Consider the following 25,229-nt stretch of genomic DNA (forward strand, 5'->3'; position numbering starts at 1 on the left):
GCGCGTGCTGAGATGTCCGGACTGCTGATCGCGCTCGTGGGTAACCCTAATTGCGGCAAGACCGCCCTGTTCAACCAGCTCACCGGCGCGCGCCAGAAGGTCGCCAATTTCGCCGGTGTGACGGTCGAGCGCAAGGAAGGCAGCTTTACCGCCCCGTCCGGCCGCACGATCAAGGTGCTGGACCTGCCCGGTGCCTACAGCCTCGATGCGCTGGGCCCCGACGAAATCATCACCCGCGACGTCTGTATGGGCAAGGTGGCCGAAGTCGGTGCACCCGACGTGATCGTCTGCGTGGCCGATGCGACCAATCTGCGCCTCAACCTGCGCTTTGTGCTGGAAATCCGCAAGCTGGGCCGCCCGATGGTGCTGGCGCTCAACATGATGGACGCGGCGCACAAGCGCGGCATCCATATTGATCAGGACCGGCTTCAGGCCCTGCTGGGTATTCCGGTTATCCAGACCGTGGCCATTGCCGGGGGCGGTGCCAAACACCTGATCGATCACATCGACACGCAGTCGATCGAAGCGCCGAAGATCGCCGCGACCGAGCGCGACGTGCACCTTGAGGTGCGCGATATTCTCAACGCGGCCGTCACCATGCCGAGCTTTACGGCCAAGATCGACGACCAACTGGATGGCGTCCTGCTCAATCCGGTGTTTGGCCTACCCATCCTCGCCCTGTTGATGTTTGTGGTGTTTCAGGCCGTCTTCGCCTGGGCGACGCCGCTGATGGACGGGATTGAGGGCCTGTTCGGCTGGGCCGCCGAAATGGTACGCGCCCACATGCCCGAAGGCCTGTTGCAGAGCTTTATCGCCGACGCCATGATCAGCGGGGTGGGCTCGGTGCTGGTCTTCCTGCCGCAGATCCTGATCCTGTTCTTCTTTATTCTGGTGCTCGAAGAGTCGGGCTACCTGCCGCGCGCCGCCTTCCTGCTCGATACGCTGATGGCGCGGGCGGGCCTGACCGGGCGGGCCTTTATTCCGCTGCTGTCGTCGTTTGCCTGCGCCATTCCGGGCGTCATGGCCACGCGCTCCATCCACGACATCCGCGACCGCCTGACTACCATCATGATCGCGCCGCTGATGACCTGTTCGGCGCGCCTGCCCGTCTATGCCCTGCTGATCGCCGCCTTCATCCCCGAACGTCAGGTATGGGGTGTCCTCAGCTTTCAGGGCCTTGTGCTGTTCGGCCTTTACATCGCCGGTATCCTGTCGGCCCTGATCGTCGCCTGGGTGATGAAATTGCTGCGCACGGACAAGAGCCCGGCCATGCTGCTGATGGAGCTGCCCTCCTACCGCCTGCCCAATCCACGCAATCTGGCGCTGGGCCTGTGGGAGCGTGCGGGCATCTTTATGCGCAGAATCACCGGCGTCATCTTCGCCGCCAATACGCTGTTGTGGGTGCTCGCCACCTTCCCGCGCCCGCCTGCCAATGCCACGCAGCCGGCCATCGACTATTCCTTTGCCGGCATGATCGGCCACGCCATCGAGCCGATCTTCCGCCCCATCGGCTTTACGTGGGAAATCTGTATCGCCCTGATCCCCGGCATGGCCGCCCGCGAAGTGGCTGTGTCGGCGCTGGGGACGGTCTATGCCATTTCCGGCTCCGAAGACGCCGTGGCCAATCAGTTGCAGGCCACGGTCGCCGCGCAATGGTCGCTGGCTACCGGCTTCTCGCTTCTGGCCTGGTACATCTTTGCGCCGCAGTGCCTTTCGACTCTTGCCGTCATCCGCCGCGAAACCAATTCGTGGAAGTTCGTCGGCCTGACGACGGGCTACCTGTTCGGTCTGGCCTATCTGGCCTCGTTCCTGACCTATAGCGTAACGAAGATGGTGACGGGATGAGCTACGACCTGATCCAGACCCTGATCGTCGCCGCCATTGTGGTCGTGGCTGCCGCCTTGATGGCACGCCGCCTGTTCCCCAAAACCGCTGAAGGCGTGACCCGCCGTCTGGGGTTTAAGGCCGCTGCCAAAACGGCCGCCGGGTGCGACTCCGGCTGCGCGTCGTGCAATGGCTGTAAGACGCTGAATTTCGATCTTCCCCCCAAAAGCTAAACACTCCCGGATTTCGGGCAAAAAAAAGCCGCGCATTGCGGCGCGGCTTAAAGTTTACAGGGAGGAAACGCCCAGGAAGGGCAATCAGCGCAGCGCGCTGAACATCTTCAATTTAGTTTGCGATGCAGCAAAACGCAAGACCTTAAGCGACAAGCCTCTTCAACAAAAGTTACAAACGCAATGGGCTTTGTGAATGCAACGCAACACAGAGCGTCGATAGGGCATTCTTACAAATGAGCGGGCTTTTGGCACTGTGGTTTTCCGTCGCAGGGCGCATCCTGAGAGTCTTTGGAGCCCTGTCATGACCCATTCCGAAGACCCGTTGCACGCGCGCGGCGACGCGCTGACCCGCAGCGGCCCCGAAGGTCCCGGCAATCTGCCGCGCCGTCGTCTGCCGTGGGGCATTATCGCCCTTGTGATCGTCCTGATCGGCTTTGTCATCGCCTTTACCGCCACCAACCGCGACAGCCCGACCGCAAAAGGTCCGGATGCGGCCTATGAGGCCAATCGCGTGGAAAAAACCGGAACTTCAAACCCCTAAGCCTTAATGGCGGCGGATTTAAACATCTGAGCACGTTTGTTTTTTTGACGCCTCATGTATATCCGAAAAGTGGTGTCCACTTTTCGGCATGAGGCTTAGCCCGCACTCAACCAGATAAAACGTGCCACAAACAGCCCGGCCAGCACCAGCAATAGCCAGTCGCCAGGCCGCGCCTGACCGCGCAGCAGCTTGATCACCGCATAGGCCGTGATGCCGAAGGCCAGCCCGTTGGCGATGGAAAAGGTCAGCGGAATCCCGATCAGAATCAGGAAGGCCGGAACAGAGACACCCGCGTCTTCCCAGTCGATCTCTTTCAGCGGGGCCATCATCAGCGCGCCGACGATGATCAGAGCCGGAGCGGTGGCCGCCGCCGGGATGAACTGCGCATAGGGGGCGAAGAACAGCGCCACCAAGAACAGCAACCCCGTCACCACTGCCGTCAGGCCCGTGCGGCCGCCTTCGGCCACGCCCGCCGCGCTTTCGATATAGCTGGTGACGGTCGAAGTGCCCATCACCGCCCCGGCCATCGAGGCGATCGAGTCGGTGAACAGGATCTTGTTGAGGCGCGGGATGCTGCCGTCCGGCTGCATCAGCCCGGCGCGCTTGGAGACGCCGACCAGCGTGCCGACATTGTCGAACAGATCGACAAACAGAAACACGAAGATGATTTCAAGGATGCCGAAACCCGTCTTGCCGATATCGAGCGCCGCCGGGATATCCAGTGCGAAGGCCGTCGCGGTCAGCGCCTTGAGGTCATAGGGCGTCGGCTGATAGGTCACCTGCCCCAGACCCCACGCCGCTGCCGTCGTCGCCAGTATACCGATCAGCACCGCGCCCTTAATGCGCCAGGCGCTCAGCACGGCGATAATCAGCAACCCCAGAAGCGCCAGCGCCGGGGCCGGTGTTTTGAGGTCTCCCAAGGCCACGGTGGTCGCCGGGCTGGCGACGATGATCCCTGCCTCTTTCAGGCCGATAAAGGCGATAAACAGGCCAATCCCGCCCGCTACGGCGGCGAACAGGGGCTTGGGGATGGCGTTGACGATCATCTGACGCACCCCGCCGAGCGTCAGCAACAGAAAGCACACGCCCGACAGAAAGACGCAGCCCAGCGCGGTCTGCCACGGCAGCCCCATCCCCTTGACCACGGTAAAGGTGAAATAGGCGTTCAGCCCCATGCCCGGCGCCATGGCCAGCGGATAGTTGGCCACCAGCCCCATCAGGATCGAGGCAAAGGCCGCCGATGCACAGGTCGCCGCCGCCACCGCCGCCAGCGGCATCCCCGTCTGCGACAGGATGGCCGGATTGACCAGCACGATATAGGCCATGGTCAGGAAGGTGGTGAAACCGGCCATCACCTCGGTCCGCACCGTGGTGCCCTGTGCGCTCAGGCCAAAATATCTGTCAAGAAAGCCCATATCGTCCCCACTCCTTAAGTTCCTCCCCTGATTTCAGGAGGCGCCCTCTATTATGGCAAGGCCCGGATAAACCGGCACACCACCGCGGCTGAATTTTCCGAAGCCAGCGCCATAAAGGTCGCCATCTGATTGGCGTGTTCGTCACCGCCCGCTAGATCGGACAGGCTGCGGAAGACGATGAACGGCACGTCATTGGCAAAGGCCACCTGCCCCACCGCCGCGCTTTCCATATCCGCCACGCGGGCATTAAACGCGCGGTGCAGATAGTCGCGGTAATCGGCATTATCGACAAAGGCCGGCGACGATACCGCATCCCCACCCACATGCAGTTGCGGCCTGTGATCGAGGCAGCGCCCGTCCGCCGTGCAGTGGGCCAATTCCGTCTGCTCAAGTTTAGCGGCGACCGCCAGCATGGCAGGATCGGCCTCAAACCACACCCTGGGCGCGGGCGCGTGTTTGGCGCTGCCCACCACCACCGAACTGGGGATGATCATACCATAGGCTTCCATGCCGTCCGGTGCCCAGGTCAGCCAGTCCGGCTTGACGAAGCCTGTGGCGGTCTTGCGGCCCATAATGGTTTCCAGCGACTGCGCCCAGCGCGCCGGGACGACCACATCGCCGATCTTCAGGGACGGGTCGATGCCCCCGGCAATGCCCGAAAAGACGATGCGCTCGACGTGGAAGCGATCAATAAGCAACTGCGTATTCATCGCCGCATTGACCATAGACATGCTCGACATGGTCAGGACGACGGGCTTGTCCTCCAGCGTGCCGGTGACGAACTTCATGCCATTGAGGCTGTAGCTTTGGGCGTCTTTCAACCGCCCGATCAGGGCCTGCCATTCCGGCTCAAAGGCCGAGATGACGCCGATGCGCGGGGTTTTATCCAGATAGGCCGCCGCCTGCGCCGTCATCGTCATCATTACGCTCATCACCATCGCCAGACAGAGGCCCCACACCCGCATACGTCACCTCTTCGCAAATGCGAAAAGCTAACGCGGCTTCATGGGAGACGCAAATGATTACTGCACGTCCAGTTTAATGGCATCGTACATCACCTGACCCGGCGTGGCGCTGCCGGGGGCCTGATCGTCGTCAGCGGCGGCAGGACGGTTTTGAGAGCCTTCGATGTCACGGTATCTTCCCTGATACCAAGGGTCATTGGAAATGACTCTTGGTATGCCTTTCGAGAATGTCTCATGTAGCTAATACATATGAGACATTCTCGAGTTTTCAACGGCCGGATGCGGTCAGCATCTTCGGCCGGTTATATGTGTGCATTTATCGTTCATCAAACGTCACGAATGCTCAGATTCCGTTACAACGCTATGTGTAAAAACGAAAAAGCGCCCCGCAAGCGAGGCGCTTTTCCCGTTGTTTCCGCCTATCCCTACCACAGCAAGCCATAGAGGGCGACCAGCACGATCACCACACCGATCGCCAGTATGTTGAACGCCGTCGAGGTCTTGAAGCTGACCCCTTCCAGCGTCAGGGTCGAGACCGGCTTTTTGTTCGGTACGATCAGCGACACCAGCACGCACAGGGCCAGAGACGCCAGGAAGACATAGCCGACGCGGTCCATGAAGGGCACATCGGGCAGCGCGTATTTGGCCACGGTCGAAAGGATGACCGAGGCGGCCACGGCTACAAAGGCCCCGGCGGTCGAACAGCGCTTCCAGAACATGCCCAGTGCGAAGATGACCACGATGCCCGGCGTGAAGAAGCCGGTGAACTCCTGAATGAACTGGAAGGCCTGATCGGTCTTGCCGAGCAGCGGCTGCGCCACCGCCATGGCCACGATCACCGACACCACCGAAGCGATACGGCCAATCGTCACCAGCTTCTGATCCGGAATGTCCTTTTTCAGGGGGGCCACCACGTCCAGCGTGAAGATGGTCGAGATGGAATTGATCTTCGAGGCCAGCGAGGCGATGATCGCCGCCACCAGCGCCGCAAAGACGAGGCCCAGAAGGCCGCTGGGCAGAAGCTGCATCATGGCCGGATAGGCGTGGTCGGCCTTTTCGATATTGGGCGCGAGGATCAGGGCGGCGAGGCCCGGAAACACCACGATAACCGGCATCAGCAGCTTGAGATAGGCGGCGAAGGCAATGCCCTTTTGCGCCTCATTGAGCGACTTGGCCGCCAGCGCGCGCTGGATGATGTACTGGTTGAAGCCCCAGTAGGAGATGTTCATGATCCACAGGCCGCCGACCAGCACGGCGATACCAGGCAGGTCCTTATAGAAGGGCGAGTCCTTCGACAGGATCATGTCGAAATGCTCCGGGAAGCGCGTGTAGAGGGTGTGCAGACCGCCCATAACCCCCGCGTCGCCGCCGATCTTCGAGAACGAGATATAGACGATGATCAGACCACCAAGGATCAGCAGGGCCACCTGCACGATGTCGGTCAGGGCCACGGCCTTCAGCCCGCCATTGATCTGATAGGCCAGAGCAAAAATACCGATGGCGACGATGGCATAGATGGGCTCAACGCCAGTGACGCCCGAAATCGCCGTCGCCCCCAGCCACAGGATCGAGGTCAGGTTGACAAAAACGTAGAGCACCAGCCAGAAAACGGCCATCAGGTACTTCACGCTGGGGCCGAACCTTTGTTCAAGGAAGCCCGGCATGGTCATGACGCCGTTCTTGATAAACACCGGCAGGAAGTATTTCCCGACGATGATCAGGGTGATCGCCGCCATCCACTCATAGGAGGCGATGGCCAGACCGATGCGGAAACCGGACCCTGACATGCCGATGATCTGTTCGGCCGAGATATTGGCGGCGATCAGCGACGCGCCGATGGCCCACCACGGCAACTGATTGCCGGCGAGGAAGTAGCCCTTTGAGGTCACGGCCTCGCTGGACTTGCGACGCGACACCACCTGCGCCAGAATGAAGATGCCGACGATATAGGCCAGCAGGATATAGAGATCGACGTCCGCCAGTATGTTGGTGGCGGGCAGGAAACCTGAAAGCATGGATGCCCCCTGTGTGTTTTTGCGGCGTCTGTTGCGCAGCAATTGTCACACAATTAATCGAAATTTAGAATTTGGCAATGTGCAATCGTCAGCAAAAGACGATCGGCACGCCTCAAAAAAAGACGCGGTGGAGTGAGCCCCACCGCGTCTGGTTTTTTCCGTCCTGTCGGTTCCGCCTATTTCGGGCAGACCGCATCGCCTTCGTTGGAGGCCAGCTTGACCGACGTGTAAGTCAGTTTCAGCGGCTTTTCCGAACGCAGCGCAAACGGCATACCGATCTGGGCCATGTTTTGACCGATAGCGGCGAAGCAGTTCAGCTTGACCTTCAGCGTATGGAACTGACCGTCGGCCTTCAGCAGGCTGGCGACATCCATTTCCTGGAAGACGAAGCGGTCACGGCCCAGCGCCAGATGCACCGGTCCGGTCGGGGCCGCCTCAAGCTTATAGGTGATGGAGATAGCCAGTTCGCCGGTCGATTGACGGCTGAGGTCAATCACATCGCTGGCGAAATAGGCCTCGCCCTTGCCCTGCCCCGTAAAGGTGAGCAGGCGGCCGTTTTCCTGAGCCCCGGCATCGACCGTGGCCTGAGTGACCACGCCCTTCGGCGACTTGATCGTGCCGTGATCGCCCGCCACCGCGCCATCGGCGTCGGCGAGATAGAACGTCCACGGCGCGCGCACGCGGCCGGCATTGAAGTAGGTATCGACATTGACGACACCGGCGTCTTTCAGACCGGAGTCTTCGGACAGCGGCAGCAGGTCGCCCTTGTCGGCATAGGTCAGGCCGTAGCCATAGGCAAATAGCGGATCATAGCCCGGCGTGTTGAGGTTCAGCGGCTGCTGATTGGCGAACTTCGGCCACGAGAAGCTGAGCTTGCCCTTGAAATCGTTGCGCGCCTTGCCCGCCTTGTCGCCGATCAGCACGTCAGCCACGCCGCCGCCTTCGCTGCCCGGCAGGAAGGCCGCCACAAAGGCGTCAGAGGCGTTGATTTCCGGGTTCACCCACATCGGACGGCCCGACAGGAAGACGGTGACGACCGGGATACCGGCGGCCTTCAGCTTTTTAATGAGGGCCAGATCCTTGCGCTCACCCGACTGGTAGTCGAGGTTCGGACGGTCGCCCTGGAATTCGGCATAGGGGTCTTCGCCGATCACCACGATGGCAACGTCCGGCTTCTTGCCTTTGAACGTTCCATCGACCGACAGGGTCGCCTTGCCGCCCGACGCCTTCACCGCGTCGCTGATGCCGCCAAAGATCGACTGACCGTTGGGGAAGTCGGAATTGGCATTGCCCGTACCCTGCCAGGTGATGGTCCAGCCGCCCGACTGCTTGCCGATATTGTCGGCCCCGTCACCAGCCACTAGCACGTTCGCCCCGCCCTTCACCGGCAGCAGCGAGCCATTGTTTTTCAGCAGAACCAGAGACTCACGCACGGCCTGACGCGCCACGGCGCGGTTTTCGGCCTTGCCCAGATTTTCCCAGTGACCGGCCATCGGGCGATCCTTGGGCGCGCCCAGCGTGAACAGGCCGCCCTTGATCTTGGCGCGCAGGATGCGGCGCACGGCGTCATTCAGGCGGTCTTCGGAGATTTCGCCGGACTTCACCTGAGTCAGCGTGTTCTCATAAATGCCCTTCCACGAATCGGGGGCCATGAACATGTCGATCCCGGCATTGAAGGCCTGCGGGCACGAGGTGGTGGTGCAGCCCGGCACCTGACCCTGCGCGTTCCAGTCGGACACGACGAAGCCGTTAAAGCCCATGCGGTGCTTCAGCACGTCGGTCAGCAGGTACTTGCTGCCGGTCAGCTTCTCACCGTTCCACGAGGAGAAGGAGGCCATGACCGACAAGGCCCCGGCTTCGATCGACGGCGGGTAGCCGGCATTGTGGATGTTGGCCAGTTCCTCTTCGCTGATCTGGGCGTCGCCCTGATCCTTGCCGTTCAGCGTGCCGCCGTCACCGAGGAAGTGCTTGGCCGAAGCCATAATGTGTCCGGGCTTGATGCCCTCATCGCCGCCCGTGTCACCTTGCAGGCCTTCGACGACCTTGCCGGCATAGGCCGCGACATCGGCGGGGTTTTCCGAATAGGACTCATAGGCGCGGCCCCAGCGCTTGTCGCGCGATACGGCGACCGTCGGCGCAAAGGTCCAGTCCACGCCGGCCAGCGACATTTCATAGGCGGTGACGCGGGCGATATCCTTCATCAGTTGCGGGTTGCGCGTGGCCCCCAGACCGACATTGTGCGGGAAGATGATGGCGCCGACGAGGTTCGAGTGGCCGTGCACGGCGTCAATCCCGAACAGCAGCGGAATCTTGCTCTTTGACGGATATTCCAGCGAGGCGCGCCAGTAGGCGTCGGCCAGATCGAGCCATTGTTGCGGCGTGGCGCGCTCATTGCCGCCGGGGGACGAGTTGCCACCGGCCAGAATCGAGCCCAGCGGGTATGTTTTGAGGTCTTCTGGCTTGATGGCCGAAATATCGGCTTGCACGGTCTGACCGACCTTTTCCTCCAAAGTCATGTCGGCCATGAGGGCGTCGATCTTCGCTTCGACATCGGCGTCGATCAGACCCGCATCCTTCGTCGTCGGCCACACGGGGTTGACCTCAACGGCGGCAGGCGTCGCCACCTCGGCCGGGGTCGCCGCCACCGGCGTTGGCTCCGCCTTGCCCTTGCTCTCGATAAGGGTGACGCAGCCCGAAGTCGCCAGGGCCGTCAGCAAAAGGCCTGCGGACACGCTGGCTTTCAGCGCGCCCTTCATAGATTTGCGCATGTCTTCTCTTCCTTCTTCCCGCGGCGTTTCGTTTGCCGGTCTTATTTGTATATCGGGCCCGAAAGCGTGCAACCGCCGCTTTGAGCGCCTCACTTAATGACAGCGCTATCAGAGAGCGTCAAGCCGCGAGACAGGGCGAAAGGCACGCCAAGCGTCTGTGAAAACGATTTTCTCACCTCCCCCGTCAAAAACCGCCATACCTTTAAATCATTGACACGCCGCGGGTTTTCTCATGATTTTTCACGCCTGCGCCGAAATTTCACAGCCCTTATCGCCATCTTCGTCAAAAACACGCTTGACAGCGCTGTCAGATTATCGCAATTCTTGGCTACCCGTTGGTGCTCCTTTTTGAACGGTCCCTCCGACCGTTCGAATCTGAGTTTAAAATTCTGGCTGAGCGCGACTTCTTTCCCTTTTTCACGGTCGCGCGCCCGCAGAATTTTAAATCGTCATCTGGATTTGGCATTATTCAGGTGGCAATGGCCTTATACCCGGCAGCCCGGTTTATCCGGTCTGCCGGTTTTTTTTGCTTCAAAGCCATGAGCCTTACAAACGGCGCACCGATTGCCGCTCGATCAGGGCAAAGGGCAACAGACGATCGGGGGCCTGCGGCGCGGGTTCGCCCTCTTCGCCTTCCTGACGGGTCAGTAGAATATCGGCGGCGGCATAGGCCAGCGCTTCAACCGGCTGACGGATGGTCGTCACGTGCGGCCACACCAGCATGGCACCCGGCACATCATCGAAGCCCGTGATCGAAACATCCTCCGGGATGCGGATACCGACCTGCTGGGCCGAGGCCATCACCCCGAACGCCATATAGTCGTTGGACGAAAACACCGCCGTCGGGCGCGTCTTTTCGGCAAACAGGGCGCGCCCGGCCTCGACACCGGATTCGTAGGAGAAGTAGCCCTGCTTGACCCATTCCGGGCGCGGCTCGATCTGGCTTTCGCGCAGGGCCCGCACAAAGCCCTCATAACGCTGATGGCTGCCGCCGTGTTCCGGGTGGCCGCGGATAAAACCGATATCCTTGTGGCCCATAGAAATCAGGTGGCGCGTCATCTCATAGGCGGCCTGGGTCTCATCCATGCGCACGCAGGGCGAGCGGCCGGGATTGAGGAAGGGCGATACGCGCACATAGGGCACGCCTACCGCCTCAATGGCGTGCAGCACCACCGCCATATCGCACAGGGGCGGCGTCAGAATGACCCCATCGAGACGAATGGTGGCCAGCAAGCTGGAAATCTTTGACACCAGATCAGGCGCGTGACTGTCCTGAGGTTCGATCAGCAGGTGATAGCCCTGCTCGCGCGCCCGCGTGATGACGCCGCGCTGCATGTCGGTGATATAAGCCGCGTTCGGGTTGTCGTAGAACAGGCCGATCAGAAAGCTGCGCGATCCGGCCAGCGAGCGGGCCAGCAGGTTCGGGCGATAGTGCAGAAGCGTGGCGGCTTCCTGAACCTTATCGCGCGTTTCGGAGCGCACATTGGGCTCGTTATTCATGACGCGCGAGACGGTCTTGATCGACACCCCCGCCAGTCGCGCCACATCATTGATGGTCGAGGTGCCGCCGGCCCCCGGCACACCGCGGTCTCTGGGCGTTCTCATGCCCCCATCCCTGCGATGCGACATATATTCTGAGCGGCCAATCCCCGGATTCCCTTTTTGTGTTTATTTGGTCAGACCAAAGAAGAACGGCGCAGGCCCCGTTGTCAAGGACGCTGCGCCGCAAAAACTCTATGGTAGCGGTAACTCAACCCGGACCCGCCTTGGCGCTGGTCCGAAGCCGGGACCTCAGCCCGCAAACTTTTGCACGGCTTCGGCAGCCAGTTTGGAAATTTCGCCCCACTGGCCTTCCTTCATCGCCTTTTCCGGGGCCACCCAAGAGCCGCCAACGCACAGGACGTTATCCAGCGCCAGAAAATCGGCGGCGTTGTTGAGGCCGATACCGCCCGTCGGGCAGAACTTGACCTGCGGCAGCGGGCCGCCGATGCCTTTCAGCATGGGCACACCGCCCGCCGGGACGGCCGGGAAGAATTTCAGGCGCTCAAAGCCCCATTCCAGCGCCTTCATCACTTCGGAGGCCGTCGAAACGCCCGGCAGCAGAGGCAGCGAATCCTGCTTGGCCAGAGTCTTGGTCAGACCCGGCGACACGCCGAACTTGGCCCCGGCCTCAGCGGCCTTTTCGGCGTCCTTGGGCGTCAGCAGCGTGCCTGCGCCGACAATAGCGTCCGGGCGCTCTTTGGCGATCAGCTTGATGGCGTCCAGCGCGCAATCGGTGCGCAGGGTGATTTCCAGCACCTTGATGCCACCGGCCATCAGGGCGTCGGCCAGAGGCAAGGCCATCTCGATATCCGGAATGACCATCACCGGCAGGACGGGCCCCGTGGTCATGATGGTGTGAACGTCGAGCGGCTTGGTCATGGCGTATCCTTATTGTCATGCACTCCCCGGCGGCGCAGAGAGCTTGTTCAGGCGCACTAAGCGATTATTTCGGCGTCCGTCAAGGCGTTGGCCGCCCCGATCAGGGCCGCGCATTCATGGGTGATGATGCGCGACGGAATGGCTTCGACATAGGAGACCAGCGGGGCCTTGGCCTCCATACGGGCGCGGAAGCGCGCTTCGTCGATATATTTGGCCAGCTTCGGCGCGATACCCCCAGCAATAAACAGGCCCGCCGTTGCGCCGTGGCACAGGCTGAGGTCGCCCGCCACCGAGGCCAGAATATCAAGGAAGGTTTCAACCGTGTAGCGCGAGCCCTGTGCGTCCGGACCATCCAGATGCGTGATCTGCGCGGGCGTCAGCTCCAGCGTCGGTTCGCCGCGCACATTGGTCACGGCCTTGTAGAGATTGACCAGACCGGGGCCGGACAGCACCATTTCAATGGTCACGCGCCCGTGCTTTTTCGACAGGAAGCGGTGGAGTTCGCGCTCGAAATCATTGACCGGGGCCCAGGAGGCGTGGCCGCTTTCGGTCGAAAGGCAATAGGGTCCGTAGGGCCCACCCACCAGCACCGAAGCGCCGAAGCCCGTGCCCGCGCCCATGACGGCGTGCACATTGCCCTTGCCTTCGCGCAGCGGCCCGATGCGGCGGGTGTCTTCGTCCTGAAGATGCGGCAGCGCATAGGCCAGACCGGCATAGTCGTTGATCAGGCGCACCTTGCGCGCCGAGGTGTGGTGCGCCAACTCGGTTTCCGTCACCAGCCAGTCGAGATTGGTGAACTTGATGGCCCCGTCGTTGACCGGCCCGGCCACGGCGATGACCGAAAAATCGAGGTCCGGACGCCCGCTCAGACCACCGAAATAGTCGTCGATGACGGCGTAGAGGTCCTTATAGCCATCCGTATGGAAGCTCTTGAACTCGGTCAGCTTCGTCTGCCCCCCGCCCCGTTCGGCAATGGCAAAGCGCGCATTGGTCCCGCCGATATCACCGACAAGGCCCCTGAACACCTGTGACGAAGCAGAAAAGGTGGTCTGATTATCGAAAAGCGCCGTCATAATACCTTACCAGAAAACGGAGCCGCCTGAGACGGCTTCGCCGACCAGACGCCTGAACGGCGCGAACAGTTCACGCCCCAGACCGTCGGCATCCGCCGGTCGGGGCGCGCTTTCCCGCGCCATCAATTGCGCTTCATCACCTATGAAGCTCAGGTTCCCGTTTTCACAGTCCACGCGCACAATGTCCCCTGACCGTAGTTTTGAGATCGGTCCGCCGTCAACGGCTTCTGGGGTCAAATGGATGGCCGAAGCCACCTTACCACTGGCCCCCGACATGCGTCCATCCGAGACAAGGGCCACCTTGCGGCCCTGATCCAGCATGGCCGACAGGGAGGGAGTCAGGCTGTGCAGCTCAGGCATACCGTTGGCTTTTGGCCCCTGGAAGCGCACAACGCAAATAAAATCGCCTTCCGGGAGCCTATTTTCCTTGAAGGCCTTCAAAAAATCGTCCTGATCGTCAAAAACGGCACACGGGCCTTCGACGACGCGGTGTTCCGGCTTGACCGCCGAAATCTTGGTCACCGCCACGCCCAGATTGCCGCGCAGCTCACGCAATCCGCCTTCGGGCGAGAACGGGTTGGTTACCGGGCGCAGGATGTCGAGGTCGAGCGATTCGGCGGGCGCATCGACCCACACCAGTTGCCCATCGCGTAAACTCGGTTCCTTGCCATAGGCGGCCAGACCCGGCCCCCAGACCGTATTGACATCGGCGTGCAGCAGACCGGCCGACAAAAGTTCCTTGATCACAAAGCCGATACCGCCCGCCGCGTGGAAGTGGTTCACATCGGCCGAGCCATTGGGATAGACGCGCGCCAAAAGCGGCACGACGCCCGACAGGTCGTTCATGTCTTCGGGTTTCAGGATGATCCCCGCCGCGCGCGCCATGGCCGGCAGGTGCAGGGCGTGATTGGTGGAGCCGCCGGTGGCCAGAAGCCCGACCACGCCGTTGACGATGGCGCGTTCATCAATCACATCGGCCATATAGGCCGGCGCATCGCTCAGCGCCGAAGCCTTCGCCGCGCGCTCGACTGCGGCGCGGGTCAGGGCGTCACGCAGTTCGCCGCGCGGCGGCACGAAGGCCGCGCCCGGCACGTGCAGACCCATGATTTCCATCAGCATCTGGTTGGAATTGGCCGTGCCGTAGAAGGTGCAGGTGCCTTCGGAATGGTAGGAGGCCATTTCGGCGGCCAGAAGCGCGTCGCGCCCGACCTCGCCCTTGGCATAGGCGGTGCGAATCTTGGCTTTTTCCGGATTGGGCAGGCCCGACGGCATGGGGCCCGACGGCACGAAGATCACCGGCAGGTGCCCGAAGGCCAGCGCCCCCATGACCAGACCCGGCACGATCTTGTCGCAGATACCGAGCATCAGGGCGGAATCAAAGGCATCGTGGCTGAGCGCGATGGCCGTGCCCATGGCGATGACGTCGCGCGAAAACAGGCTCAGCTCCATGCCCGGCTTGCCTTGCGTGACGCCGTCGCACATGGCGGGGACGCCACCCGCCACCTGAGACGTCGCGCCCACATGGCGGGCATAGTCCAATATCTTTTCCGGATAGCGGTAATAGGGGGCGTGCGCCGACAGCATGTCGTTATAGGCGGTGACCACGCCGATATTGGGCACCTTATCGAGCGCCAGAGCCAGCTTGTCGGCCTCAGTCATCGGGGCGGCGACGTGGGCGTAGTTGGCGCAGGACAGCTTCTTGCGGCGCGGCTCACGCGACTTGTAACGCTCGACGCGGGCCAGATATTCGGCGCGCGTGGCCTTGGAGCGCGCGATGATGCGGTCGGTGACGGACTTGAGAACGGGATGAAGCTCGGTGGTCATGTTATCTTTTCGCTGTTGAAGGCCGGCCGTTACGGACACCAGACGATGTCAACGGGCACGGGGCATTGGGCGAGGAAGGCACCGATGGGCGCGGTGTCGGGGTTGGGATCGGCGATGGCGGCCATGAGCGCGTCGCGCTTTTCCTGACCGGTGATATATAGCACGATCCGGCGCGAGCGGTTGAGGGCCTTCACGGTCAATGTGATGCGCGGCAGTCTCGGCTCTGCGCCGCCGCTGGCCGGGACGACCGGCAGGACCAGTGCGTCCGTGTCATAGACCGTGGCATTGAGCGCGTGGCCGGGGAAGATAGAGGCGTAGTGCTTGTCCGGCCCCATGCCCAGCAGGGTCAGGTCGAATTCCGGCGCGTCACCGTCATTAAAGCCGCGCAGCAGGGCCTCGGCCTGTTGCGCACACAGGCCCGCGTCGCTGAGATCACGGATCAGGGTGTCAAAGCGCATCCCTTTGGCGATCACCGGGGCAGCGGCCTCGGCCATCATCTTCGTGTTGGAGGCCGCATCATCGACCGGCACAAAGCGCTCATCGACCTGAGACAGGGTCACCTTGTCCCACGGCAGGTCCAGCGTATCGAGCTGCTGATAGACGGGCTTCGGCGTGCCGCCCCCGGCCCCGATCCACAGGGCCTGACCGCGCTCGGCAATGGCGGCTGACAGGGACTCGGCAATGGCCGCCAGCACGGCGGTTTCAGCCTCGGCCGCGCTGTCGAAGCTGCGCAGGCGGTGAATGCCCAGGGCCTCAGTCATTCCACACCCGATGGTCGCGGTCGAGCAGCATATAGGCGCTCATCGGACCATTGGTCCCGGCGGGGTAGATTTGCGGCTTGGGATAGGCTTCGGCCCACGCCGCCGAAATACCATCGACCCACGCCCAGGCGGCTTCGACCTCATCGCGGCGCACGAAGGCGGCGTTGTTGCCGTTCAGCGCATCGAGGATCAGGCGTTCATAGGCGATGCGACGGCGCGGCGGCTTATCACCATTGCCATCAAAGGCATTGGACAGCGACAGCGACAGGTCGAGCGGCTGAAGCTGCATACCATCAGCGCTAAGACCCGGTGCCTTGTTCATGACCGTCAGCTTGATGTCTTCGTCCGGTTGCAGGCGGATGACCAGACGGTTGGGCTGCGCCGCCGAGCCGAAGATCGAATGCGGCACGGGGCGGAACTGGATCACCACCTCGGTGGTGCGCGACGGCAGGGTCTTGCCCGTGCGCAGGTAGAAGGGCGTGCCGGCCCAGCGCCAGTTGGCGATTTCGGCCTTGATGGCGACATAGGTTTCGGTGTTGGAGGGCGAGCCCTTTTCGGCCTCATAACCCGCCACCTGCTTGCCTTCGGCAAAGCCCGGACCGTACTGACCGCGCGCCGTCACATCGCGCACATTATCTGCCGTGATCGGTTTCAGCGACCGCAGCACCTTGACCTTTTCGTCGCGCAGCGCATCGGCGTTGAAGTTCGACGGCGGCTCCATGGCCAGCAGGCAGACCAGTTGCAACAGATGGTTCTGCACCATGTCGCGCAGCGCGCCGTAATCGTCGTAATAGCCCAGACGATCGCCCGTGCCGACGGTTTCGGAAACGGTGACCTGAACATGGTCGATCGACTGCGCGTTCCACAGCGGTTCAAACACCGTATTGGCAAAGCGCAGGGCCAGCAGGTTCTGCACCGTCTCCTTGCCGAGATAGTGGTCGATGCGGAAGGTGCGCGCTTCGTCAAAGGCGTGGGCGACCGAATCGTTGATCACCTTCGATGAGGCCAGATCACGCCCCAGCGGCTTTTCAATGATGACGCGGTTGGGGGCCTTGCTCAGGCCGGCGCTTTCCAGATGTTCGCAGATCGGCTTAAACAGCGACGGCGACACAGAGAGGAAATAGACGACCTCAAGCGCCTCAGGCTCACCCAGTTCGGCCTTCAGCTTGGCGCCCCACTGCGGATCGGAGGCATCGAGCGCGATGTGGCTAAGGCGCGGCAGGAACTGATCGAGCGTCGTCGCTTCGAGATTGGCCCCGATGCGCTTTTGTACGGCGGCGCTGACGCGCTCAAGGAAGGCCGGGCGGTCCACCGCCTCACGCGCCACAGAAATGATGCGCAGGTCCTTATCCAGAAAGCCGTCCTGATCCAGCATGGCCAGAGACGGCCACAACATGCGCAGCGCCAGATCACCGGTGCCGCCGACGAGGACGAAGACGGGTTTACGATTCGCAGAAGAAGTCGATAAGCTCACGATAGGGTTCCTGGGTCTTGGCGAGGTGACGTCGGGCCTTTTTAGCAGGCGGCTTATTACGCAAACGTCACAGCGCGTCAAAAAATTTTGACAGCGCTGTCATAACGCGCGTCCGCCTGCGGGTCAAGCCGGGAATTGTGCTTTCATAAACTATATATAGGGGCCGGGGCCGCGCCTCAAGGTATTAAATTGGTATTATCGTGGTGCGGAGGCTGTTATACCCTACCCCGTATTGCGCAGGGCCGAGGCGATGCCGTTGACGGTCAGTTGCATAGCCAGCTTGACTAACTTGTGCTTGTTGCCTTCGCGGCGCTTTTTCAACAGCTTGACCTGCATGCGGTTGAGCGTCTGAAGCAGGGCGTGCGAGCGTTCAATGGAGCCGCGCAACTGTTCATGGGTGGACAGAAGCGTGCCCGCCTTGCGGATGCGTTTGGCCAGCGCCGTCATCTCCTCGTGCTCCTGACGGATGATGGCGAAGATGCGTTGCGCCTCGACCGGATCGGAGGCCATGCCGGCGTAGAGCGCCGCCATTTCCATGTCCGACTTGGCCAGTGCCATCTCCATATTGGCCAGGAAGACCTCGAAGAAGTCCCATTCGTTGCACATGTCGATCAGGGTCTGGTCATCGACCCCCAGCGCCTTGACCGCAGCGTTGAAGCCGTAGAAGCCCGGCAGGACCATGCGCGACTGCGACCACGAAAAGACCCACGGAATGGCGCGCAGGTCCTCGATCTTGCCCGACTTGGTGCGCGAGGCCGGGCGCGAACCGATCTTGAGGTCGGAAATCTCCGAAATCGGCGTCACCGAGCGGAAGAAGTCGAGGAAGTGCGGGTCGTCATAGACCAGGGCGCGATAGGCGTCGAATGAGGCCTTGCACAGCTTATCCATCAGCGGGCCATACTTGGCTTCGGCCTCGGATTCCTTGATGTGGTGGGCATCGCGCTCCTTGACCGGCAGCGAGGCGAGGAAGACCGCCGCCGCGAAGGAATCGAGCGTCTTGCCCGCCGTTGTCTGATTGCCGAACTTGCGCGCGATCATTTCGCCCTGTTCGGTCACGCGGATCTGACCGCCGACCGTGCCTTCGGGCTGCGCCATGATGGCGTTGAAGGACGGGCCGCCGCCGCGACCGACCGAACCGCCACGACCGTGGAAGAGGCGCAGCGCCACGCCCTTCTGATTGCACACGGCCTTGATGGCCGATGAGGCCTTGTGCAGGCTCCAGCGCGAGGCTGTATAGCCGCCGTCCTTGTTGGAGTCGGAATAGCCGAGCATGACCTCCTGCACCGCCGGACGCCCCATCAGCGAGCGCATGGCGGGCAGACCCAGCCAGCGCTTCATGATGTCGGGCGCGGCCTCAAGGTCTTCGATGGTTTCAAACAAAGGCGACACGCGGATCATGGTGTGCGGCGACGGCCCACCATAGACCAGACCGGCCTGTTTCAGCAGCACCAGCGGCTCAAGGATGTCCGACACCGACTTGGCCATCGACACCACATAGGCCCCGATGGCGTCCGGCCCGAAGGTGCGGATCACTTCGGCCGCCGCGTCGATAATGCGCAGTTCGCGGCGCGTCTCATCGGAATATTTGGCGAAGGGCCAGCGCAGCAGGCGGTCATTGGTCAGTTCCGCCATCAGCGCCGACACGCGCTCGTTTTCCGACAGCGAGCTGTAGTCGAGCAGTTCCGACGACTGCGCGAACAGTTCGGCAATCACGCGCTCATGCACGGCGGAGTTTTGCCGCATGTCGAGCGACAACAGGTGGAAGCCGCACGAGCGCGCGATCTGGATGGTGCTTTTCAGCGTCCGTCCCACCAGCCGCTTTCCGCCATATTCAATCAGCGAATCGCGGATGATCAGCAGGTCGCGCACAAAGTTTTCCGACGTCTCATAGGCCCCGGCCAGCGGCGAAGCCAGCGGGTGCGGCAGTTTGAGAATGGCCTGCCAGGTCGAGGCCAGCCGCGTCTTGATAAAGGTGATGGCGCGGCGATAGGGCTCATCGACGCGGTGCACATTGGTGTCGGACGATTTGCGCGCCAGCTCCAGCAGCGCATCGGTGACCGGCGCCAGTTCTTCGGACAGGGTCAGTTCAATATCGAGCTTGTCGAGTTGCTGGAAATAGAAGTCGAGCACCAGCTTCGCCTGATTGTGGAAGGCGTAGTTCATCGTGGTGTCATCGACGTGCGGGTGGCCGTCGCGGTCGCCGCCGATCCACGAGCCGAGTTTCAGCACGTTGGGCAGTTCGCCTTCCAGCTCGATCTCGCGGTTCCAGTCGCCATAAAGCTCAACCAGCGCCGGCAGGATGGCACGACGCACAGCCCCCAGCGAGTTCTGAATCTCATCGGCGACCGTGATGCGTTCGGGGCGGTTGAGGCGCGTATTGAACAGCAGAGCCACGGCGCGGAACAGGTCCTCTTCCAGCGCCTTGCGCTCCGAGGCGCGGGTCGTGCGCTCATAGGACGACAGGAATTGCGTGATGTCGTATTCGCGCTCCACCACCGAGGCGCGACGCATTTCGGTCGGGTGCGCCGTAAACACCGGCGAGGCCAGAATGCCGTTCAGAGTCTCTTCGATCTCGGCCTGCGAATGGCCCTTGGCGCGCGCCTGCTGCACGGCATTGGCCAGAGTGATCGCCTCCTGCGTCCCTGGAAAGGTCTCGACGCGCTTGAGATTGGCCACGTCCTCGGACAGGACGGTCAGGGTGGACAGGCAGGTCAGGACGCGCGCCGCGTGGGCGGCCTCGGATTCGCTTAAATCATCGACATCGGCATTGTCGGCGCGCAGCGCCTCGATCTTCGACAACACACTGCCGCGCCCGAAACTGTTGACGGCGTCAGTCAGAAACCCCTCCAGCATGGCGGTGTTCTGCTTGACGTGATCGATCATAGCGTCGGTCATCGGCGGGCCTCTTTTTTTAAGTCTATCGGTGCAGCCTGAGGCGTGTGCGGGAACCGGGCGGGTCTGAGCGGGCGGGCTAGCATCGGCTCAGGGCAGGCAAGGCTGAGGACACACAAAACCTGCCGCAGACGGCAGACCTCAGGCAGGAATTTCTCCACCCTAGCGCAAAATTTGTGCGCCGCAAGAGGGTTTGGGCGCAGATTTTTGCACCGCGATAATATGACGAATAATTACAAACGCTTGCCCGGCGCCCCTGCGACAAGAAAATTAAATGTCTGACAAGATTAAGGAAAAAGCCGTTTAGTTTGAAACATATACCGTATCCGAAGATAGCGGTAACACTCAGCGCAACATTTCGTTCATGGCCTGCGCCGCCTGAAACGACTGACCGATGCGCCAGGCCTTTTCACGCAGCGCCTCAGCGCGCGGGGCGTCAAACACCTCAGCCGTCGTTTCGGCCCACAGGTCGAGCCAGCGGTCAAAATGCTGCCGTTTCAGCGGCAGGGCCAGATGTTTGGGCAGGGGCCGCCCCTTGAAGACCGGCATGTCCGGGCGCGGGCCGTTCATCACCATGCTCCAGAAGGCGGTCAGCATGTCGAAATGCGGCGGCCAGTCGTCAACGGCGGCTTCAAACACCGGCCCCAGCAGGGTATCCCGGCGCGCCCGCTCATAGAAGCGTTCGACCAGATGGCGCAGGTCAGCGGGGGCAAAGGTCGGATCGGTCATAGCTAACTCTTAACACGTCTTAACCGCACTCCCTCACCAAATGCTAAAGCCTGTGCGTTAGGGTCGGGTCTGGCGCCTGAGCGGTTAACACCCGCCACGCCTTCGCGCCATGTGACAAATCACCCGCGTACAGTTTGCGTCAAAGGAACTAAGATGGCCAAGGCTGTTTTCCATCGAAATCAACGTGTTTATGTCGAGCCCGTCGGCACCTGGGCCATGATCGAACAGGTAAAGCCGGTGTGGGTCGCGGGTTTTGAGGAACCGATCCGCGTCACCTATGACTGCGGTCTGGGGCGCGATTTCCGCGCCGAGGAACTGACGGCGGAAACCGAGATCGAGGCGGCACCGGGCGAAGCGCCGGGGAAGACGCCGTGGCGGCTGATGCGAGCGCGCAACCGTGTGCAGGCCGTCGAAGATTGCGCCCACCATCCCTATCCGGGCACCTATCCGGTGGTCGTCACCGACCCCAATGACTGGGGCGGCTGGCGCGTGCCGGGGGCCGAATACGACCGCGATCCGGCATTGATCGAAATGCAGGCGCGCCTGATTACGGCGGCCCCGCGCTTTTTCAATCTGGCCCGCGAACTGAGCGACTATGTGAAAGGCGACGACACCCCGACCCTGCCGGAGCCCCTGCTGCGCATCGCACGCCGCTTTGAGCAACTGCGCCGCGTGATCGAAACACCGCCGCCCGACGCCCAGATGCGACCGATGGAGCCTCAACCGGAACCGGAAATCAGCGCCACCGCCGCGGAATGAAAATCCCAATCGGTTGCCTACCGAAAATTGGGTAGGGCAGAATTGGATTTTTGCAAGACTATGCAAAGATGGGCAGCTACTCTGTTGCCGACCTGTTTGCTTTGCGAGACGCCGCGCGTATGTACCGTACCGATATCGCCCGCCCCATCCGTCTGACCGATTACCGCGTGCCGGATTTTGCCATAGCTGAAACGCAGTTGGCGTTTGATCTACACCCGACGCAGACGCGGGTGCGGGCGACCTATCGCATCGAACGACGCGGCGCCGCCGACGCGCCGCTGGTCCTGCTGGGTGAGCGGCTGACCCTCAAAGCGCTGCGGCTGGATGGCGTTGAGCTGACGCCCGAGGCCTACGCGCTGTCGCCGGAATGTCTGACCCTCCCCGGCGTGCCCGACCGCTTCACGCTGGAGGTCGAGGTCGAGATCAATCCGCAGGAGAACAAGACGCTGGAAGGGCTCTACATGTCCTCCGGCCGGTACTGCACGCAGTGCGAGGCCGAAGGCTTTCGCAAGATCGTCTATTTCCCTGATCGCCCGGACGTGCTGTCGAAATATACGGTGCGTTTGCGCGCGCCGAAGGCCGGTTTCCCGCGCCTTCTGTCCAACGGTAATCTGATCGACAGCGGCGAAGACGCAGACACCCATTACGCCGTATGGGAAGACCCCTTCCCCAAGCCGGCCTATCTGTTTGCGCTGGTCGCCGGCGAACTGGACGTGCTCGAAGACCACTTCGTCACGATGTCGGGCCGCACGGTGGCGCTGAAAATCTTCGTCGATCCGGGCATGAGCGCGCGCGCCGCCTACGCCATGGACGCGCTGAAGCGCTCGATGCGGTGGGACGAAGAGACCTATGGCCGCGAATACGACCTCGACCTGTTCATGATCGTCGCCGTGCGCGATTTCAATTTCGGGGCGATGGAGAACAAGGGGCTCAACATCTTCAACGCCTCGCTTCTGCTGGCCGATGCGCAAACGGCCACCGATCTCGACTATGAGCGCATCGAAAGCGTCGTGGCGCACGAATATTTCCACAACTGGTCCGGCAACCGCGTCACCTGTCGTGACTGGTTCCAGTTGTGCCTCAAGGAAGGCCTGACCGTCTTCCGCGATCAGAGCTTCTCCGGCGATCAGCGCGGCCACGCGGTACAGCGCATCAAGGACGTGAAGATGCTGCGCGCGCGGCAGTTTCCGGAAGACGCCGGGCCGCTGGCCCACCCGGTGCGCCCGGCCGCCTATCTGAAGATCGACAACTTCTACACCGCCACCATCTATGAGAAGGGGGCGGAAATCGTCGGCATGTTGAAGACGGTCGTGGGGGCGGACACCTATCGGCGCGCGCTTGACCACTATTTCGATACGAATGACGGCACCGCGGCGACGCTGGAAGACTTCCTGAGAAGCTTCGAAGCCGTCACGGGGCAGGACTTTTCGCCCTGGCTGAAATGGTACGTGCAGGCCGGCACGCCGACGCTCAGCCTCAAAGCCACCTATGACGCAGCGGCGCAGCGACTAACCCTCAATGTGGTGCAGATAACGCCCCCTACTCCGTCACAGGCGCACAAGGCCCCGGTGCCGATCCCGGTGCGGCTGGGCCTGCTGTCCGAGGCCGGTGCGCCGTTGAATTTTGTCCTCGCGGGCGAAAGCGTGACCGAGGCCCTGTTCCTGTTAACCGAGGGACAGGCGCAATGGGTGCTCGAAGCAGTGACGCAAACGCCGGTGATCTCGGCCCTGCGGGGGTTCTCCGCCCCGGTCAAGCTGACGCTGGACGAGCCTGAGGCACACCGTTTTGCCCGCTTCCGCGGTGATCCGGACCCATTCAACCGCTGGGAAGCGGCCCAGAGCCTCGCCAAGGCCCTGATCCTCGACCCGCAAGGCGCGGCCGCCGCCTATGCCGAAGCCCTGCGCGCCACCCTGACCGATCCGACGCTGGATGCGGCGTTCAAGGCGCTGATCAGCGGCCTGCCGACCGAGATGGACCTGGCCCAGAGCCTGACGCCGGTCGATCCGGCCTTCATCCATGCGCGGCGCAAGGCCTTCAAGGCCGAACTGGCGGCCGCGTTGAAAGCGGATGCCGAAGCCCTCTATGCGGCCCTGCCCGTCGAACCGACCTTCAGCCCCGACGCCGCTTCGGCGGGCCGCCGCGCCCTGCGCAACGCCCTGCTTGACCTTATCGTTGCTGCCGATGCCCCTGCGGCGACCGCTCTCGCCGAAAAACACTACCGTGACGCCAGCAATATGACCGATCAGATGGCCGGTCTGTCGGCCCTGTCGCAGGTCCACGGCCCCGCCTATCAGGACGCGCTCGACGACTTCTATGCGCGCTTTAAGTCCGAGCCGCTGGTGCTCGACAAATGGTTCGCGGTGCAGGCCGCCTGTGCCCATCCCGAAACCCTGACGCGCGTGCGTTCCCTTGTCACGCATCCGGATTTTGACCGTAAGGTGCCCAACCGCTGGCGGTCGGTGGCGCAGGCCTTTGCTGCCAATAATCCGGCCATTTTCCACGACATATCCGGCGAAGGCTACGCCTTTATCGCTGACGAAATCCTCAGCGTGGACCGCTTCAACCCGATGACGGCGGCGCGCCTGATCGAAGCCTTCGGCGGGTTCAAACGCTATGCCGAACCGCACCGGGGCCTGATGCACGCGGCGCTGGAGCGGATTGTCGCCACCGAGGGCCTGTCGAAAAACGTCGGCGAACTGGCCGGAAAGGCGCTGGCGGGGTAAGGGGGGCCGTCACAAGCCCCAGTTGGAAGATTGCCGTTCGCTTAACCTGTTGACAAACTTTAACGTTTAAAACTCTTCCCAGAGGCCGCCCGCAACGGCCTCCGCTCTGGTATGTGCGTAAGGGAGTCAAAGGTGGCGGGACTTGAGCGCGTGCGGTTCATGGTGGTGGATGACAACACCCACATGATCCACATTGTGAAAACGATTTTGCGCGGGTTCGGTGCCACTCATGTATTTGAGGCGCGCGACGCCGGCGATGCGTTTCAGCGCCTGCGCAACGACGCCATCGACATCGTCATCGTCGATTTCATGATGGAAGTGCTTGATGGCGTCGAATTTGTGCACATGGTGCGCAATTCGTCGGACAGCCCCAATCGCTACGTGCCCATCATCATGCTGACGGCGCATTCGGAACGCTCACGCGTTACCGCCGCGCGCGATGCCGGGGTCAACGAATTCTGCGCCAAACCGGTAACCGCGCTGGAACTGTACCGCAAGGTGGCCGCCGTTATTGACAAGCCGCGCCCCTTCATCAAGACCGCCAGCTATTTCGGCCCCGACCGCCGCCGCCGTCAGGACTCCAAATATCAGGGTAAGGAACGCCGCGAGGGCTGGAGCGAGGATCACAAGCCGCCGGTCAAGGAGGCTGCACCGGCTGCGGACGAGAACGCAGCGGCCAAGGCGGATTGAGGCGGAGGTTTTTTTGCCCACAGCGCAGTGAGGCCGTCCCCTTTTTAACGACCGCAAGACTCTCGACAAAGGGTTAACGCGACGTTTACCCTTTCAGTTGTACCCGAATCAAATCCGGTCGC

General features: G+C 62.0%; 18 protein-coding genes. 6 read left to right on the plus strand and 12 right to left on the minus strand.

Features of this window, described 5'->3' with window-relative positions; translation table 11 throughout:
* Positions 1–12: 12 nt before the first annotated feature.
* The 3 genes from feoB to EM6_RS06680 all read left to right on the plus strand — a co-directional run bounded on the left by feoB (position 13) and on the right by EM6_RS06680 (position 2,598).
* Positions 13–1,845: a ferrous iron transporter B gene (feoB, locus tag EM6_RS06670; protein WP_126421250.1), complete on the plus strand. Its 1,833-nt coding sequence runs from the start codon at positions 13–15 to the stop codon at positions 1,843–1,845.
* On the plus strand, positions 1,842–2,057 hold the full coding sequence (locus tag EM6_RS06675; RefSeq protein WP_126421251.1) for a hypothetical protein: 216 nt from the start codon (positions 1,842–1,844) through the stop codon (positions 2,055–2,057). The genes feoB and EM6_RS06675 overlap by 4 nt, the downstream gene beginning before the upstream one ends.
* Before the next feature lie 301 nt (positions 2,058–2,358).
* On the plus strand, positions 2,359–2,598 hold the full coding sequence (locus EM6_RS06680; protein ID WP_126421253.1) for a hypothetical protein: 240 nt from the start codon (positions 2,359–2,361) through the stop codon (positions 2,596–2,598).
* 95 nt (positions 2,599–2,693) lie between these two features.
* On the opposite strand, the gene EM6_RS06685 is transcribed toward EM6_RS06680, so the two are convergent.
* The 12 genes from EM6_RS06685 to EM6_RS06740 all read right to left on the minus strand — a co-directional run bounded on the left by EM6_RS06685 (position 2,694) and on the right by EM6_RS06740 (position 20,935).
* Complete coding sequence (locus tag EM6_RS06685) at positions 2,694–4,013, minus strand: NCS2 family permease (protein ID WP_126421255.1); 1,320 nt, start codon at positions 4,011–4,013, stop codon at positions 2,694–2,696.
* 50 nt (positions 4,014–4,063) lie between these two features.
* The gene (locus EM6_RS06690; protein WP_126421257.1) at positions 4,064–4,978 is read right to left on the minus strand and encodes a 5'-methylthioadenosine/S-adenosylhomocysteine nucleosidase; all 915 of its coding nucleotides are present in this window, start codon (positions 4,976–4,978) and stop codon (positions 4,064–4,066) included.
* A 425-nt stretch (positions 4,979–5,403) separates the two neighbouring features.
* Entirely contained in the window at positions 5,404–6,993 is a 1,590-nt protein-coding gene (locus tag EM6_RS06695) for a sodium/sugar symporter (RefSeq protein WP_126421259.1), read from the minus strand.
* A gap of 176 nt (positions 6,994–7,169) precedes the next feature.
* Positions 7,170–9,761 (minus strand): glycoside hydrolase family 3 protein, encoded by a 2,592-nt coding sequence (locus EM6_RS06700; protein ID WP_126421261.1) that lies wholly within the window; start codon positions 9,759–9,761, stop codon positions 7,170–7,172.
* A 546-nt stretch (positions 9,762–10,307) separates the two neighbouring features.
* Entirely contained in the window at positions 10,308–11,366 is a 1,059-nt protein-coding gene (locus EM6_RS06705) for a LacI family DNA-binding transcriptional regulator (RefSeq protein WP_126421263.1), read from the minus strand.
* A 186-nt stretch (positions 11,367–11,552) separates the two neighbouring features.
* Positions 11,553–12,182: a bifunctional 4-hydroxy-2-oxoglutarate aldolase/2-dehydro-3-deoxy-phosphogluconate aldolase gene (eda, locus tag EM6_RS06710; RefSeq protein ID WP_126421265.1), complete on the minus strand. Its 630-nt coding sequence runs from the start codon at positions 12,180–12,182 to the stop codon at positions 11,553–11,555.
* A 56-nt stretch (positions 12,183–12,238) separates the two neighbouring features.
* Complete coding sequence (locus EM6_RS06715) at positions 12,239–13,255, minus strand: glucokinase (protein WP_126421267.1); 1,017 nt, start codon at positions 13,253–13,255, stop codon at positions 12,239–12,241.
* A 6-nt stretch (positions 13,256–13,261) separates the two neighbouring features.
* Positions 13,262–15,079 (minus strand): phosphogluconate dehydratase, encoded by a 1,818-nt coding sequence (gene edd, locus EM6_RS06720; protein ID WP_126421269.1) that lies wholly within the window; start codon positions 15,077–15,079, stop codon positions 13,262–13,264.
* 29 nt (positions 15,080–15,108) lie between these two features.
* A complete protein-coding gene (gene pgl, locus EM6_RS06725) occupies positions 15,109–15,840 on the minus strand; it encodes a 6-phosphogluconolactonase (protein ID WP_126421271.1) in 732 nt (243 codons plus the stop codon).
* Entirely contained in the window at positions 15,833–17,314 is a 1,482-nt protein-coding gene (gene zwf, locus EM6_RS06730) for a glucose-6-phosphate dehydrogenase (RefSeq protein ID WP_126421273.1), read from the minus strand. The genes pgl and zwf overlap by 8 nt, the downstream gene beginning before the upstream one ends.
* Before the next feature lie 222 nt (positions 17,315–17,536).
* Positions 17,537–20,209, minus strand: a complete 2,673-nt coding sequence (gene ppc, locus EM6_RS06735; RefSeq protein WP_126421274.1) for a phosphoenolpyruvate carboxylase — start codon at positions 20,207–20,209, stop codon at positions 17,537–17,539.
* A gap of 342 nt (positions 20,210–20,551) precedes the next feature.
* Entirely contained in the window at positions 20,552–20,935 is a 384-nt protein-coding gene (locus EM6_RS06740) for a group III truncated hemoglobin (protein ID WP_126421276.1), read from the minus strand.
* Between the two features lie 153 nt (positions 20,936–21,088).
* On the opposite strand from EM6_RS06740, the gene EM6_RS06745 reads away from it, so the two are divergent.
* From EM6_RS06745 to EM6_RS06755, 3 genes are all read left to right on the plus strand, one after another.
* Positions 21,089–21,694 (plus strand): hypothetical protein, encoded by a 606-nt coding sequence (locus EM6_RS06745; protein ID WP_126421278.1) that lies wholly within the window; start codon positions 21,089–21,091, stop codon positions 21,692–21,694.
* Between the two features lie 119 nt (positions 21,695–21,813).
* The gene (gene pepN / locus EM6_RS06750) at positions 21,814–24,417 is read left to right on the plus strand and encodes an aminopeptidase N (RefSeq protein WP_126422940.1); all 2,604 of its coding nucleotides are present in this window, start codon (positions 21,814–21,816) and stop codon (positions 24,415–24,417) included.
* Positions 24,418–24,549: 132 nt separating this feature from the next.
* Positions 24,550–25,107: a response regulator gene (locus EM6_RS06755; protein ID WP_126421280.1), complete on the plus strand. Its 558-nt coding sequence runs from the start codon at positions 24,550–24,552 to the stop codon at positions 25,105–25,107.
* The last annotated feature ends 122 nt before the right edge of the window (positions 25,108–25,229 follow it).

It is taken from the genome of Asticcacaulis excentricus, assembly GCF_003966695.1.
In the GTDB taxonomy this organism is placed as follows: Bacteria; Pseudomonadota; Alphaproteobacteria; order Caulobacterales; family Caulobacteraceae; genus Asticcacaulis; species Asticcacaulis excentricus_A.